We start from the raw sequence: 14,666 nt of genomic DNA on the forward strand, positions 1-14,666 counted from the left end.
GATCAGGCGTGATCGATGACGATGCCGTCGATCTCGTCGGCGACATCCTCGAACGCATCGATGATGCGCTCCAGATGCTTGTAGATCTCGCGCTCGGTGACGAAACGCAGCGTGTCGGTGGCGCCATGGTCGCGCAGCGCCCGCTTCAGGCCGGCGGCATGGACCTCGTCGGCATGGCCCTCGATGCGGATCAGCCGCTCGGTCAACTCGTGCAGCCGCCCGCCGTTGCGGGTGATGTCGCGCAGCAGCGGCATCGCCTCCGCCGCCAGCCGCGCGGCATCGACCGCCAGCGCCGCCATGTCGCGCATCTCCGGCGCGAAGTCGTCGAGGCCGTACAGGTCGACCGCGGCGGCGGCGGCCTGCATCTCGTCGATCGTATCGTCCAGCGCGCCGATCAGCGCGGTGATCGCGCCGCGATCGAACGGGGTCAGGAACGTCTTGCGGACGGTGACCAGCACTTCGCGGGTGATGTCGTCGGCGTCATGCTCGCGCTCGCTGATCTCGCGGATATGCTCCGCGGCGGCCGGCCCGCCGGCAAACAGCCGCGCGGTCGCTTCCGCGCCGGCCTGTACCGCGGCGGCATGCGCCTCGAACAGCTCGAAGAAATTGCCCGTCCTGGGAAGCAGGCGCTGAAACCAACCGAACATCGAACCCCATCCAGAGTCTTTGGCGACCATGCCCGCCTGATGGCCGCGCCGAATCGCCGCCCGGAAATCGGCCGGCGCGAAGGAACGGATCAGGTCGCGCAGGTCCGGCTCGTCCACCACATCGGCCGCGCGGGCAAGCGGAAACCAGCGGCGTTCGCGCTCGCCCTGCTCTTTCCAGCTGTCCAGTTCCTCGCTGACGGCCAGCGGGAACACCTCCACATCGGCCATCAGCGACGCGCCGCTGCCGCGCCGCTTGCGATAGCGATAGCTGCCCAGCGGCACCGGCGACAGCGCGCCGATCACGCCCGCTTCCTCGCGCGCCTCCATCGCGGCGGCGGCATGGGGCGACAGGCGCGGGTCGATATTGCCCTTGGGAATGACCCACCGCCCCGTCCCGCGCGAGGTGACGAGCAGCACCTGCACGTCGCGCGTGTCCTGGGTGTCGAGGCGATAGGGAAGCGCGGCGATCTGTCGAATGGAATGGCTCCGGCGCGGGAGTGGCGGGATGCGGCCCCCATACCCCCATCCGCGCCGGAAAACAGGGGGGCGTCAGTCGGCGGGCCAGGAATAGGAGAAGCGCAGCGCCAGCACGACCGCGTCCTTCACCGTCCGGTCGGCGCCGGGGTGCAGGATATATTGCACGTCGGGCTGTATCGACAGGCCGTCGAGCAGCTCGTCCGAATAGGTCAGTTCGAACAGCGTCTCGGCTCGGGCCAGCGGGGGCGCGTCGGCGGGCGCGCCGTCGCGATAGGGGCGCGACAGCGCGCCGCTGCCCGCGCCCAGCGACAGCATGCTGGCCGGGCGCGCGGCGAACAGCCGCTCGATCAGCACGCCCGCCTGCCACCCGCCCGCGAACGGCGTCGTGCGGCCGTCCGATACGCCGGCGCGCGCGAAGACCGCGGTGTGCGCCACGTCCCCCGCGCTTCCCGCCACGTCGACCGAGGCGAGCACATAGGCGCCCTGCGCCGCGAACCGCTCCTCCACCGGGGTGACCCCCGGCGGGATGACGCCCGGCTGCCGTTTCGTATAGCGCCACCCGCCGATTCCCAGCCGCAGCGGCGCGGTGATCCCGGCCTCCGCGATCACCAGCACGCCGTTGCGCGCGCTGACGTCGATGCCGTCGTCGTCGCCCAGCGTGCCCGCAGTCGCGTTGATGACCGCGGCCTGCGCATAGCCGCGCCCGCGCTCCACCCGCAGTCGCGCGGCGAGCGCGGTCGACGGGAAGATCGACGGCCCGTTCGGCCCGGTCGACGACAGTTCCGATCCGATCCCGAAGATCGGGTTGACGAGCAGCCCCGCCGGATCGCTGACGTAGAATTCGCTGTTGAGGTCGTACAGCCCCGCGCGCAGCGTCACGCCGCCGCCCAGCGCCTGTTCCACCCACGCCTCGTACAGCTTCAGCCGCTGGTTGGTGACCTCGATATTGTCGATACCCTGCAGCGTACCGGCCAGGTCGTTGGGATTGCCGCCGAAATTGTTGAGCACATCGGCGTGGAAGGACGCGCCGCGCCACCCGATCGCGCGCGTCAGGTCGATGTCGAGGGTGACGTCGAGATTGTCGAGCGCGCGCGCACCGCGCGCCGCGCCGCCATCGACGACGCCGATCACGTCGGCGGTGTAGCTCGCCGACAGCTTCACGACCGGTTCCGGCGCGGGCGCGTCCTGCGCCCGGGCCTGCGCCGGGGTCATGCCGACCCATGCGGTCATCGTGGCGGCCGCGACCAGCGGGCGCAGGATCTTGCCGGAATTGAGCATCCTTACCTCCGGCGATCGCTCTAGTCGCCGGGGGCTGGAGAGTTTCCCGGAGAGGGTAAAGATGAATTTCATGCTCCGAATTGACGGTTCAACAACAGTTGATCCGGACCATTTCGGCAGGATTAAGATAAATTTCGGCTTTTGCCGTCTATTCCTGCCTCCTTATCGTCATGGGGAGCAGGCATGACCCGATCGATCAACCGGATGACGTGGGTGGCCATTCTGGCCCTCGCCGCCTTGGTGCTGGCGGCTGGCGCGACGAGCATCTGGTCCAGCCGCATTCAGGCGCGCGCCGTGGCGCGACTCAATGATTCCAGCGACCTGATGCGCAATCACATGACGGCGGACATGATGCACGACGCCATTCGCGGCGACGTGCTGACCGCGCTGGCGGCGCGCACCGATCCGGGGCTGGACGCCGCGGACGCCGCCGAATCGCTGACCGGGGACATCGCCCATCTGCGCGAGGCGCTGGCCGTCGATCGCGCCTATGTCGCCGCGCCCGACGTCGCGCAGGCCGCCACGCGCATTACCGCCGACGCCGATCGCTATGCCGCCGCGGCGGAAGCGATCGTGAAGGCGGCGCGGGTCGACCCCGCCGCCGCGAGCGCGCAGCTGCCGACGTTCCTGAAGACCTTCTCCTCGCTCGAGAAGAGCATGGAAGAGGTATCCGACGCCATCGACCGGCATGTCGACGCGGAGGCCGCCGCCGCCAATTCCACGGCGTCGCTGGCCAGCCTGCTGATCATCGGGGGCACCGCGATCACCGTGGTGGTCGTGCTGCTGGTCGGCTTCGCCGCGCGCCGCCATGTCGTGGCCCCGCTGGTCGCGCTGGTCGGCGTGGTCCGGCGGATGAGCGACGGCGACCTGTCGGTGGAGGTGCCCGCCGCGTCGCGTCGCGACGAACTGGGGCAGCTGGCGGCCGCGACGCAGGCGTTCCGCGACCAGCTGGCGGGCGCCGAGCGCGCCAAGCAGGAACAGACCGACCTGATCGTCGGCAGCGTCGGCGACGCGCTGTCGCAGCTGGCCGACGGCGACCTGATGGTGCGCGTGGACGCCGACCTGACCGGCCCGTTCGCGAAGCTGAAGAGCGATTTCAACAATGCCGCGCAGGCGCTGCAGGCGACGATGAAGCGCGTGTCCGATTCGACCAGCGGCATCAACAACGGCGCGGCGGACATCCGCCAGGCGTCCGACGACCTGTCGCAGCGCACCGAGCAGCAGGCCGCCAGCCTGGAGCAGACCGCCGCCGCGATGGAGCAGATCACCAGCGGCGTGCGCGATTCCGCCAGCCGCGCGGCGCGCGCCAACGCCGCCGTCGAACAGGCACGCGACGAAGCGCAGCGTTCCGGCGAGGTGATGCAGGCCGCGGTCGCGGCGATGGGCGCGATCGAGCGCACCTCCGGCGAGATTTCGGACATCATCAGCGTGATCGACGGTATCGCGTTCCAGACCAACCTGCTCGCGCTGAACGCCGGGGTCGAGGCGGCGCGCGCGGGCGATGCGGGCAAGGGTTTCGCCGTCGTCGCATCCGAAGTGCGCGCGCTGGCGCAGCGGTCGGCGGATGCGGCCAAGGACGTGAAGGCGCGCATCACCGCGTCCGCCGATCAGGTCGGCAACGGCGTCGGGCTGGTCGGGCAGACCGGCGATGCGCTGAACCGGATCATCGAGCGCATCACCGAGATCAACGCGCTGGTCCGCGAGATCGCCACGTCCGCCGAACAGCAGTCGAGCAGCCTGGCACAGGTCAGCACCGCGGTGTCCGAGATGGACGGCGTGACGCAGCAGAATGCCGCGATGGTCGAACAGGCGACCGCCGCGGCGCGCGGCCTGGCGGAGGAAGCCGACATGCTCGCCTCGCAAGTGGCGCGTTTCCGCACCGGCGGCGGCACCGTCACGCCGATCGCGACTGCCCGTGCCGAACCGTCGCCGGCCCCGATCGTGCCGCAGCGGATCGTTCGACAGGCCGGCAATGCCGCGCTGGCGGTGGAGGACGACTGGTCGTCGTTCTGACGGCCGGGCGAAGAGGGCGGGGGGCGCGATCCGGCTCGACTATCCGGCGTCCATCGGGCATCAGCGCGCGCGATGCCCCCCGCCTTCGCTCATATCGACACGTGGATCTTCGATCTGGACAACACGCTCTATCCGGCGAGCGCGAACCTGTTCGCGCTGATCGATGCGAAGATGACCGCGTTCATCGCCGATTTCCTGTCGGTCGACCCGGTCGAGGCGCGGCGCATCCAGAAGGAATATTTCCTCGGCCACGGCACCACGCTGGCCGGGCTGATGGCCGGGCATGATATCGATCCGGCCGCCTTCCTCACCTTCGTCCACGATATCGAGATGGACGTGCTGGAGGAGAACGCCCCGCTCGCCGCCGCGCTGGCGCAGCTGCCGGGGCGCAAGCTGGTGTTCACCAACGGCGACCGCCCCTATGCGCTGAAGGTGCTGGAGCGGCTTGGCCTGGGGCAAAGCTTCGAGGCGGTGCACGACATCCATGCGATGGACCTGGTGCCCAAGCCCGCGCCGAGCGCCTATGCCGGGCTGTGCGCGGCGTTCGACATCGACCCGACCCGCGCGCTGTTCGTCGAGGACATGGCCCGCAACCTCGCCCCCGCCAAGGCGATCGGCATGACGACCGTCTGGGTGGACAACGGGTCGGAGCAGCACCACGACGCCGACCGATCCTATGTCGACCTGCGCGTGACCGACGTCACCGCCTGGGTCCAGTCACTGTTGGAGGACCAATGACCGCCGAGCTTTCCGCGACGATCGATGCCGCCTGGGACAACCGCGCTGATCTGGGGCTGACCACCGGGGGCGAGGTGCGCGTCGCGGTCGACCGGGCGCTGGCGATGCTGGACGCCGGGACCGCGCGCGTCGCCGAGCCGGACGGGGCGGGTGGCTGGCGCGTCAACCAGTGGCTGAAGAAGGCGGTGCTGCTGTCGTTCCGGCTCAACGACAATGCGATGATCGACAACGGTCCAGGCGCCGGCCACTGGTTCGACAAGGTGCCGTCGAAATTCTCCGGCTGGAGCGAGGCGGAGTTCCGCGCCGCCGGTTTCCGTGCGGTGCCCGGCAGCATCGTGCGCCGCGGCGCGCATGTCGCGAAGGGCGCGGTGCTGATGCCCAGCTTCGTCAACATCGGCGCCTATGTCGGCGAAGGCACGATGGTCGATACCTGGGCGACGGTGGGCAGCTGCGCGCAGATCGGCAAGAACGTCCACATCTGCGGCGGGGCCGGGATCGGCGGCGTGCTGGAGCCGTTGCAGGCCGATCCGGTCATCATCGGCGACGGCGCGTTCATCGGCGCGCGCAGCGAAGTGGCCGAGGGCGTGCGCGTGGGTGAGGGCGCGGTGCTGTCGATGGGCGTGTACCTGGGCGCGTCGACCAAGATCGTCGACCGCGCCACCGGCGAGGTCTATCGTGGCGAGGTGCCGCCCTATGCGGTGGTGGTGCCGGGGTCGACCGGCGGCGGCAACCTGGCCCTGTATTGCGCGGTGATCGTCAAGCGCGTGGACGCGCAGACCCGCAGCAAGACCAGCATCAACGAACTGCTGCGCGATTGATCGGGGCGGCCCCACGCGCCGCTGTATAACATGTAAAACAAAATCGCCGCGCTGCCTCGACACCGTCATGTGGCGCGCCTATCCACGGGCGCAGCAACCGCCCGTGGATGAAGAGGAAAAGCGATGCCGACCGCCAGCAAGGTTCTCGACCGTGTGCTCGTGCTGGAAATGGTGCGCGTGACCGAAGCCGCGGCGATCGCCGCCTCGACGCTGACCGGGCGTGGCGACGAAAAGGCCGCCGACGCCGCCGCGGTGGAGGCGATGCGCGCCGCGCTCAACGAACTGCCGATGGAAGGCACCGTCGTCATCGGCGAGGGCGAGCGCGACGAGGCGCCGATGCTGTACATCGGCGAGAAGGTGGGCACCGGCAACGGCCCGAAGATCGACATCGCGCTCGATCCGCTGGAAGGCACCACGATCTGCGCCAAGTCGGGGCCGAACAGCCTGGCGGTGCTGGCGATCGCGGAGGCGGGCGGGCTGCTCAACGCGCCCGACGTCTATATGGACAAGCTGGCGGTCGGCCCGGGCCTGCCCGCCGGGGTCATCGACCTGGATCGCACGCCGACCCAGAATGTCGAAGCGATCGCCGCGGCCAAGGGCGTGAAGCCCAGCGAGATCATCGCCTGCGTCCTCGACCGCCCGCGGCACGAGGCGCTGATCGCCGAGCTGCGCGCGATCGGGTGCGGCGTGGTGCTGATCGGCGACGGCGACGTCGCCGGCGTGATCGCCACCTCCGATCCCGACACCACGATCGACGTCTACATGGGGTCGGGCGGCGCGCCGGAAGGCGTGCTGGCCTGCGCCGCGCTGCGCTGCGTCGGCGGGCAGTTCAAGGGCCGGCTGCTGTTCCGCAACGACGACGAACGCGCCCGCGCGCGCAAATGGGGGATCGAGGATCTCGACCGCCAGTACGACCTGAAGGAATTGGCGAAGGGCGACTGCATCTTCGCCGCGACCGGCGTGACCGACGGGTCGCTGCTCGCCGGGGTCAAGCGCAAGGGCAAGGGCAAGGTGATGACGACCGAAAGCGTCGTGATGCGCGCCTCGTCCGGCACGGTGCGCTGGGTGAAGGGCGAACACCGCCTCGACCAGTAACGGCCTCGCGTGATCGCGTTCGTCGCGCTGGCCGCGGCGCTCGGCGCGCTCTGGGCGTATCTGCGCGGCGGGGTCCTGCCGGCCCGCTGGTCGCCGGTACGCCGTGGTCCCGCGCGCCGCATCCTGCGCCAGTGTGGCTGGTTCGGCGCGACGACGCTGGCCGTGCTGGCGCTGACCGGTCGCTGGCCGGCGCTGGTCGCGCTGCCGCCCGAGTTCGTTTCCGTGCGTGCCGCCACGATCCGACTGGCGGGCGGGACGCTGCGGGTGGACGCGGGGACGCTGTGGGTGCTGGGCGGTATCGTGCTGGGCGGCGCGTTGCTGGCGCTCGCTGAACGCTGGCGTGGGCGCCCTTTGGGGCTGGGCGATGTCGAGGGGGTGATGCCGCGCACCCTCCGCGACTTGGCGTGGAGCGTGCCGCTGTCGGTCAGCGCGGGGGTGAACGAGGAAGCGTTCTTCCGCCTGCTGCTGCCGCTCGCCATAGCGTGGGTGACCGGATCGGCGCTGGCGGGTTTCGCGGTGGCGACCGTGCTGTTCGGTGCCGCGCACCGCTACCAGGGCTGGCGCGGCGTCGCGGCGACCGCGATATCGGGCGCGCTGCTGGCGTTCGTCTACCTGCTGACCGGGCAGCTCTGGGTCGCGATCGCATTGCACATCGCGATCGATCTCAACGCGCTGGTCCTGCGCCCGCTGCTGTCGGGGCGGGTGCGGTGGTGAGGGGCGCGACGCTTCGCGCAAGCTCTGTTCGACGCCGTCATGCCGGACCTGTTCCGGCATCCACCGTGCCGCATATTCGCCAGCATGTGTTCTCGCGGCGCAATGGACCCCGGACCCAGTCCGGGGTGACGGGTTCGCCCGGGGCGCGCTTCATCGCGATATCTTCCTTCGCGACAGGGGCGGCATTCAGCGCGCCGCGCGCGCCTTGGCGATCGCGTCCTGCAGCCGTTCGATCGGCAGCGCGCCGCTCAGCACCTGGTCGCCCACCACCCAGCTGGGCGTGCCGGTGATGCCCAGTTTGGCGGCGGTTTCCATGTTCTGGCGGATGGTCGCGTCGGCGTCGGCGGGGATGCGCGCGGCGTCGACGCCGGTCGCCTTCGCCGCCTGTGCGATCGTCGCGTCGCTGACCGGGCCGGCGGCGTAGAGCGCGTCGTGGAACGGCTTGAACTTGCCCTGTGATGCCGCCGCCAGCGCGGCGCGCGCGGCGGTGCGGCTTTCGTCGGACAGGACCGGCAATTCCTTGAACACGACGCGCAGGTTGCGATCGGCGGCCACCAGCCGGTCGATCGTCGGCAGGGTGGCGCGGCAGAAGCCGCAATTATAGTCGTAATATTCGACCAGCGTGACGTCGCCCTTCGGGTTGCCGATCCACGCGCCGGCATAGGGCTCCTCGATCGCGCCGCGCGATGCGGAGACGGCGCGCGCGGCGTCGCGTTCCTGCAATTTCTGCATCGCCTGCGGGATGATCTCCGGATTGGCGAGCAGATATTCGCGCACCACCTGTTCGGTACGCGCGCGGTCGCCCGCCTCCGGCGCGACGCGGTTGGCCAGCCACATGCCGCCCGCGCCGAACACCGCGCCCAGCACCACCATTCCCAGCAACCAGACGCGATTCACCGTTTCTTCTTCCTGTCCTTGTCGAACGCGGTCTGCGAGGTCATCGCGATATCCTGCGCGCGGATCCAGTCGGGGGTGTTCTTGGTCAGCCCCGCCATCGCCGCGCGAGCGCGGTCGACGGCGGTGCGATGGTCGCCGATCATGCTGGCGCGCTCGGCACTGGCCAGCGCGGCGCGCGCCTCGTCCCCGGTCAGTTCATAGACGGTGCCCAGCTGGAGCCACGCGAACGGATTGTCGGTATCGCGGCCCACCGCGGTGCGCAGCACGCGCTTGGCCTCGTCGTAATTCTTCGGGTCCTCGGTCGCGATCAGCGCGTGGCCGTAGGTGGTGGCGATCAGCGGATCGTTGCGCGACCCCTCGGTCGCCTGCCTGAGCGGCGCGATCGCCAGCTTGGGCTTGCCCGCCTCCAGCAGGATCTGGCCCATGATCTCCTGGAAATAGGGATCGGCGGGCGACCGCGCGACCAGCGCCTCCGCCTCGGCATCGGCTTTGTCGGGGTAGCCGCCGCGGTGATAGGCATAGGCGCGCGCGTAGTGCGCGTAGATCGACTGGTCGCTCTCGGGATATTTCTGCAACGCCTGCGCGGGGGGCAGCAGATAGCCGTCGAGCTTCGCCTTCACGCGGCGGAAGCGTTCCTCGATCGCCGGGTCGGACGGCTTGTTCCACGACGGCGACGCCTGCAGATCGGCCGTCAGCGTCTGGATGCGCGTGCCCGACAGCGGGTGCGACTGCATGAACGGGTCGATGTTCTTCGTCCCGTAGCGATATTCCTGCTGCTGCAACTTCTTGAAGAAGGCGAGCATTCCCTGGCCGGTGATGCCGGCGGTGTTGAGATAGCGGACCGCGGAGGCATCGGCGGTCGCTTCCTGCACGCGGGTGAAGGACAGGTATTTGCCCAGCGCCGCCTGCTGCCCGGCGGCCAGGATCCCCGCGCCAGCCTCTCCCCCGCCCGCCGCCATCGCGGCGAGGCCGAGGACCATCGAGAGCAGGTAGATGCCCATCGCGGGCTTCTGCGCCTGTTCGCCGCTGATGATGTGGCCGTCGGCGATATGGCCCAGTTCGTGCGCGATCACGCCCTGCACCTGATTGGCGTTGTCGGCGGCCTGGATCAGCCCGGTGTGGATGTAGACGATCTGCCCCCCCGCGACGAAGGCGTTGATCGAATCGTCGTTGACCAGCGCGAACTGGACGTCGGCGGGGCGCAGGCCTGCGGCGGTGACCAGCGGCGCGGACATGTCGCGCAGCAGCGATTCGCTTTCGGCATCGCGCAGGATCGACTGCGCCTGCGCCGGCTGCGCGGCGACCAGCACCGTCATCGCGATACCGATCACGAACCGGCGAAAGGGAGGCCGGCGGCGGGAGGGGCGGTGCGTCATCGCGCGCCGGGATAGCGCCGGCCGCTGAACCGGCGCTGACCCGGTTGCGCCGAAGCGGCCGGCCGCCCCCGTCCGTCCACGCCGCGCGGCGGCGGGGGGAGGAGGGCGGCCGGGTCCGTCATGCGCCGAAGGTGCGCTGCCACCAGCCGCGACGCGGGGTGGTGGGGGCGCCATCGCCCGTCGCCTCGCCCGAGGCGTCGTCGTCGCCGGTATCCGCGTCGGCATCGGCGTCCGGTGCCGCTGCCGGTTCCGCCGCTGCCGCGACCGGTTCCGCCGCGGGAGCATCGGCCTTCTTGCGGCGGGTGCGCTTGGGCTTTGCCGGGGCGGGGGCCGCTTCCGGCTCGTCGGCCTCCGGCTCGGGCGCGCCCAGGCCGTCGTTCACCGGGCCGGCATCGCCCGCCTCGGCGATCGGCTCGACCGGCTTCTTGCGACGAGTGCGCTTCGGCTTGGCCGGCGCGTCGGCGGCGGGCGCCTCGACCGCCGGGACGGGCGCGCCTTCCTCCTCTGCGGCGACCGGCTCGACCGGAGCGGCGGCGCGGGCGCGCGGGCGGCGGCGCGTCTTCGGCGCCGGTTCGGGCGCGGGCGCCTCCTCCGGCTCGGCCGCGACGACCGGTTCCGCGTCGGCTTCGGCCTCGGCGGCCTCGCTCACCGGCTCGGCAGCGGGGGCATCGCCCTCCGCCGGACGATCGCCGTCACGACGGCGACCGCGACGGCCGCGGCGGCCACGGCGACGGCCGGCGCCCTCGCGCTCGCCCTCGGCCTCGGTGGGGACGGCGTCATCGGCGCCGGTATCGGCATCCGCATCACCGTCGGCGTCCTCGTCCGCCTCGGCGGCCGGTGCCTCGGCGTCGCTCTCGCCGGACTCGTCGTCCTCGCCCTCGCCCTCGGGGCGGTTGCGCCCGCGGCGCCCGCGGCGGCGGCGGCGGCGGCGGCCGTTGCGGCCGTCGCCGTCACCCTCGGCGCGCTCGCGGCGTTCGGCCGGGGCGTCGTCGTCCTCGACGGCGTCGTCCTCCTCCTCGACCTCATCCTCTTCCTCGATGTCGAGATCGTCCTCGAGATCCTCGATCGGGCGGTCGAACTTGGGCGCGTGCGCGGGTGGCGGGCCGGACGCCTCCACCGACATGCGCGCGCCTTCCTGCTCGCCGTCGGCGATGATGTCGACCTGCACGCCGTAGCGATCCTCGATCTCGGCGATGTCGGCACGCTTGCGGTTGAGGACGTAGAAAGCCGCTTCCTGGCTGCACCGCAGCGTCAGCAGCGATCCGCGCCCGCGCGCGGCCTCATCCTCCAGCAGGCGCAGCGCCGACAGCCCCGACGACGAGGCGGTGCGCACGAAGCCGGTGCCCTCGCAATGCGGGCACGGGCGGGTCGATGCCTCCAGCACGCCGGTGCGCAGCCGCTGGCGGCTCATCTCCATCAGCCCGAAGCTGGAGATGCGGCCGACCTGGATGCGCGCGCGATCGTTCTTCAGCGCCTCCTTCATCGCCTTCTCGACCTTCCGGACATTGGAATTGTTGTCCATGTCGATGAAGTCGATGACGACCAGCCCCGCCATGTCGCGCAGCCGCAGCTGGCGCGCGATCTCCTGCGCCGCTTCCAGGTTGGTCGCGGTGGCGGTCTGCTCGATATTGTGTTCGCGGGTCGAACGGCCCGAGTTGATGTCGATCGACACCAGCGCCTCGGTCGGGTTGATGACCAGATAGCCGCCCGACTTCAGCTGGACGACCGGATGGTACATCGCCGCCAGCTGGTCCTCCACGCCGGCGCGCTGGTACAGCGGCACCGGGTCGCTGTAATGCTTCACCTTCTTGGCATGGCTGGGCATCAGCAGCTTCATGAACTCGCGCGCCTGGCGATAGCCTTCGTCGCCCTCGACGATCACCTCGTCGATGTCCTTGTTGTAGATGTCGCGGATCGCGCGCTTCATCAGGTCGCTGTCGCCATAGACGAGCGCGGGCGCGGACGAGGTCAGCGTCTTCTCGCGGATTTCGTCCCACAGCCTGGCGAGATAGTCGAAGTCTCGCTTGATCTCGGTCTTGGTGCGCTGCAGCCCGGCGGTGCGCACGATGCAGCCCATCGACGGCGGCAGCGCCAGATCGGCCATGATCGACTTCAGCCGCTTGCGATCCGCGGCGTTCGAGATCTTCCGGCTGATCCCGCCCCCGTGCGAGGTGTTGGGCATCAGCACGCAGTAACGGCCCGCCAGCGACAGATAGGTGGTCAGCGCCGCACCCTTGTTGCCGCGCTCTTCCTTGACCACCTGCACCAGCAGCACCTGGCGGCGGCGGATGACGTCCTGGATCTTGTAGCGGCGGCGCAGGTTCATGCGGCGCTGGCGCAGCGCCTCGACCTGGTCGTCGTTGCCGCCGCCGTTGCCGCGCGACCGGCGCCGCGGCGCATCCTCGTCGCCGCCGTGGTCGTCGTCGCCCTGATCGTCGGCGCGCGTATCGACGTCGTCGTCGTGATCCTCGTCGCCGTCCTCGTCATCCTCGGCGGCGTCCAGCTCGGCGCGCAGCGCGGCTTCCTCGGCGGCGTGCTCGGCTTCCTCACGCAGCAGCGCGTCGCGATCCTCCTTGGGGATCTGGTAATAATCCGGGTGGATTTCGGAAAAGGCCAGGAAGCCGTGGCGGTTGCCGCCGTAATCGACAAAAGCGGCCTGCAGCGACGGCTCGACGCGCGTCACCTTGGCCAGATAGATATTGCCCTTGAGCTGCTTGCGCTCGGCACTTTCGAAATCGAATTCCTCGATCCGGTTACTCTTGACGACGGCCACCCGGGTCTCTTCCCGGTGGCGTGCGTCGATCAGCATGCGCGTGGTCATTGAACGGTCTCCACGCGCCCGGCCTGCCCGCATGGGGCGCCGCGGCGCGACGATAAGGCGCGGCCGCCCGCCCGAAGGGGGCGGCGGCGCGGATGGTGATGGGTGCTGCTGTCGCTGGCCGCAGGTCCCGGACGTGCCGGGGACCGACGAAGGCCGCGACCGTACCGTCACCGCCGGCAGGGGCCGGTCGGAACAGCGGTCGGGCGGAATACGGCATTGCGAGCGTCAACCTGATGGCCCGGTGCCGGCGACATGCCGGGCGGGCAGTTAGTTCGGGGAGCAAGTTGCGCGCCAGGCACGCTCCTTTCCCCGAAATGACGGGGTAGCATTGCCGCGCGCGCGCATCAACCGGCACGTTTCGGCCGGCGACATGGCAAAGGCGGCGGCAATCTCTTTCCGAACATGGCGTTAACCGCGCACGGCAACCGCGGCTTGAAAGCGCGCTGCCTACACCGCCGGCATGATGCAGCGCACGGCGAGGATCGACAGGCAGCGGGCTTTTCGCTGGACCGCATGGGGACGGTGGCGGCATGGAGGCGGCGTGTCGTTGCTTGCCGTCCTGTTGCTGGGCCTGTTCCCCGGCGCGCCCGCGCTGGCGGCGACGGTCGAGCGTGTCGATGTCGGCGCGGACGGCGTCACCATCCGCTTCGACGCGGCGGTGGCGCGCGCGGCCAGCTTCGTCCTGCCCGGACCGGACCGGATCGCGATCGACGTCGACGGCGCGCAGCCGGCCGCATCATCGTCGGCGGCGGGAGCGACCGTGCGGATGGCGCGGCGCGGGCAGGACGGCGCGCGCATCGTGCTGGACCTGGCGCAGCCGATGGTGGTGGCGGGCGGGCGCTTCGTCGATGGCGGGCGCGCGCTGGCGCTGCGGCTGCGACGCGTCGATACGGCCGGGTTCGCCGCCGCCGCTGCCGCCGGGCCGTTGCGCTTCCTGCCGTGGAACTGGGGGAAGGGCGCCGATGCCGGCAGCGGCGCCGCGCCGCCGCGCGGGCGCGTCCGCGTCTCGGTGCCCGTGCCGCCGCCCGCCGCGGGCGTCGCGCTGCCGCGGGTGGAGGGGGAGGCGGATCGTCCGCTGGTCGTCATCGACGCCGGCCATGGCGGGGTCGATCCCGGTGCGATCAACCCCGATACCGGCCTGCGCGAAAAGGACGTGACGCTGCGCATCGCCAAGGCGATCCGCGCCGCCTTGCTGGAGAGCGGGCGCGTGCGCGTCGCGCTGACGCGCGAGGACGACCGCTACATCCTGCACCGCGAACGCTTCGGCATGGCGCGGCGGCTGAAGGCGGATCTGTTCATCTCGATCCACTGCGACAGCGTCGGCGAAGGGACGCCCAGCGGCGCCACCGCCTATACCCTGTCCGACGTCGCATCGGACAAGGAAGCCGCCCGGCTGGCCGCGCGCGAGAACAAGGCCGATGTGATCGCGGGCGTGAACCTCGATCGCAACGCCGACGTCTCCTCGCTGCTGATCGACCTGACGCAGCGCGAGACGATGAACGCCTCGGCCGGGTTCGCGCGGCTGCTGGGGCGCGAGGCGCGGCCGCTGATCCCGACCAAGGCCGATTTCCACCGCACCGCCTCGCTGCTGGTGCTCAAGGCGCCGGACATGCCCTCGATCCTGTTCGAGACCGGCTATCTCTCCACCCCCTCCGACGCCGCCTTCCTCGACAGCCGCGAAGGCCGCGCGAAGATCGCGCAGAGCGTGCAGCGCGCCGTCGACGTCTATTTCGCGCGCCGCCTCGCGATGAAGTGACGCGGCCCGATACTTTCCCCTGCCCGCGAACCTGCT

At 70.6% G+C, this 14,666-nt stretch carries 11 protein-coding genes; 6 read left to right on the forward strand and 5 right to left on the reverse strand.

Annotated elements, in window-relative coordinates; genetic code table 11:
* Positions 1-2 precede the first annotated feature (2 nt).
* Together COA17_RS00060 and COA17_RS00065 are read right to left on the reverse strand one after the other, a co-directional pair.
* Positions 3-1,064 carry a DUF47 family protein gene (locus COA17_RS00060; RefSeq protein ID WP_066486055.1) on the reverse strand — a complete coding sequence of 354 codons (1,062 nt, stop codon included), beginning with the start codon at positions 1,062-1,064 and terminating at the stop codon, positions 3-5.
* A gap of 132 nt (positions 1,065-1,196) precedes the next feature.
* Positions 1,197-2,402, reverse strand: coding sequence for a carbohydrate porin (locus COA17_RS00065; RefSeq protein WP_217990980.1), 1,206 nt, complete (start codon positions 2,400-2,402; stop codon positions 1,197-1,199).
* Positions 2,403-2,585: 183 nt separating this feature from the next.
* Between COA17_RS00065 and COA17_RS00070 the strand changes: the two genes are divergently transcribed.
* The 5 genes from COA17_RS00070 to COA17_RS00090 all read left to right on the forward strand — a co-directional run bounded on the left by COA17_RS00070 (position 2,586) and on the right by COA17_RS00090 (position 7,780).
* Positions 2,586-4,415: a methyl-accepting chemotaxis protein gene (locus COA17_RS00070; protein WP_096609363.1), complete on the forward strand. Its 1,830-nt coding sequence runs from the start codon at positions 2,586-2,588 to the stop codon at positions 4,413-4,415.
* Positions 4,416-4,487: 72 nt separating this feature from the next.
* Positions 4,488-5,153 (forward strand): pyrimidine 5'-nucleotidase, encoded by a 666-nt coding sequence (locus COA17_RS00075; RefSeq protein WP_066486022.1) that lies wholly within the window; start codon positions 4,488-4,490, stop codon positions 5,151-5,153.
* Entirely contained in the window at positions 5,150-5,971 is an 822-nt protein-coding gene (gene dapD, locus COA17_RS00080; RefSeq protein WP_096609365.1) for a 2,3,4,5-tetrahydropyridine-2,6-dicarboxylate N-succinyltransferase, read from the forward strand. Before COA17_RS00075 ends, dapD begins: the two co-directional genes overlap by 4 nt.
* 123 nt (positions 5,972-6,094) lie before the next feature.
* Positions 6,095-7,066, forward strand: a complete 972-nt coding sequence (gene glpX, locus COA17_RS00085) for a class II fructose-bisphosphatase (RefSeq protein WP_066486034.1) — start codon at positions 6,095-6,097, stop codon at positions 7,064-7,066.
* 9 nt (positions 7,067-7,075) lie between these two features.
* Positions 7,076-7,780 (forward strand): CPBP family intramembrane glutamic endopeptidase, encoded by a 705-nt coding sequence (locus tag COA17_RS00090; RefSeq protein WP_096609368.1) that lies wholly within the window; start codon positions 7,076-7,078, stop codon positions 7,778-7,780.
* A gap of 186 nt (positions 7,781-7,966) precedes the next feature.
* On the opposite strand, the gene COA17_RS00095 is transcribed toward COA17_RS00090, so the two are convergent.
* The 3 genes from COA17_RS00095 to COA17_RS00105 all read right to left on the reverse strand — a co-directional run bounded on the left by COA17_RS00095 (position 7,967) and on the right by COA17_RS00105 (position 12,862).
* Positions 7,967-8,677 carry a DsbA family protein gene (locus COA17_RS00095; protein ID WP_245857305.1) on the reverse strand — a complete coding sequence of 237 codons (711 nt, stop codon included), beginning with the start codon at positions 8,675-8,677 and terminating at the stop codon, positions 7,967-7,969.
* Complete coding sequence (locus COA17_RS00100) at positions 8,674-10,053, reverse strand: M48 family metalloprotease (RefSeq protein WP_096609372.1); 1,380 nt, start codon at positions 10,051-10,053, stop codon at positions 8,674-8,676. The genes COA17_RS00095 and COA17_RS00100 overlap by 4 nt, the downstream gene beginning before the upstream one ends.
* Positions 10,054-10,171: 118 nt before the next feature.
* Positions 10,172-12,862 (reverse strand): Rne/Rng family ribonuclease, encoded by a 2,691-nt coding sequence (locus tag COA17_RS00105; RefSeq protein WP_096610635.1) that lies wholly within the window; start codon positions 12,860-12,862, stop codon positions 10,172-10,174.
* Positions 12,863-13,415: 553 nt separating this feature from the next.
* On the opposite strand from COA17_RS00105, the gene COA17_RS00110 reads away from it, so the two are divergent.
* Positions 13,416-14,630, forward strand: a complete 1,215-nt coding sequence (locus COA17_RS00110) for an N-acetylmuramoyl-L-alanine amidase (protein ID WP_245857307.1) — start codon at positions 13,416-13,418, stop codon at positions 14,628-14,630.
* Positions 14,631-14,666: the final 36 nt, after the last annotated feature.

This window comes from Sphingomonas ginsenosidimutans (genome assembly GCF_002374835.1).
GTDB lineage: Bacteria > Pseudomonadota > Alphaproteobacteria > Sphingomonadales > Sphingomonadaceae > Sphingomonas > Sphingomonas ginsenosidimutans.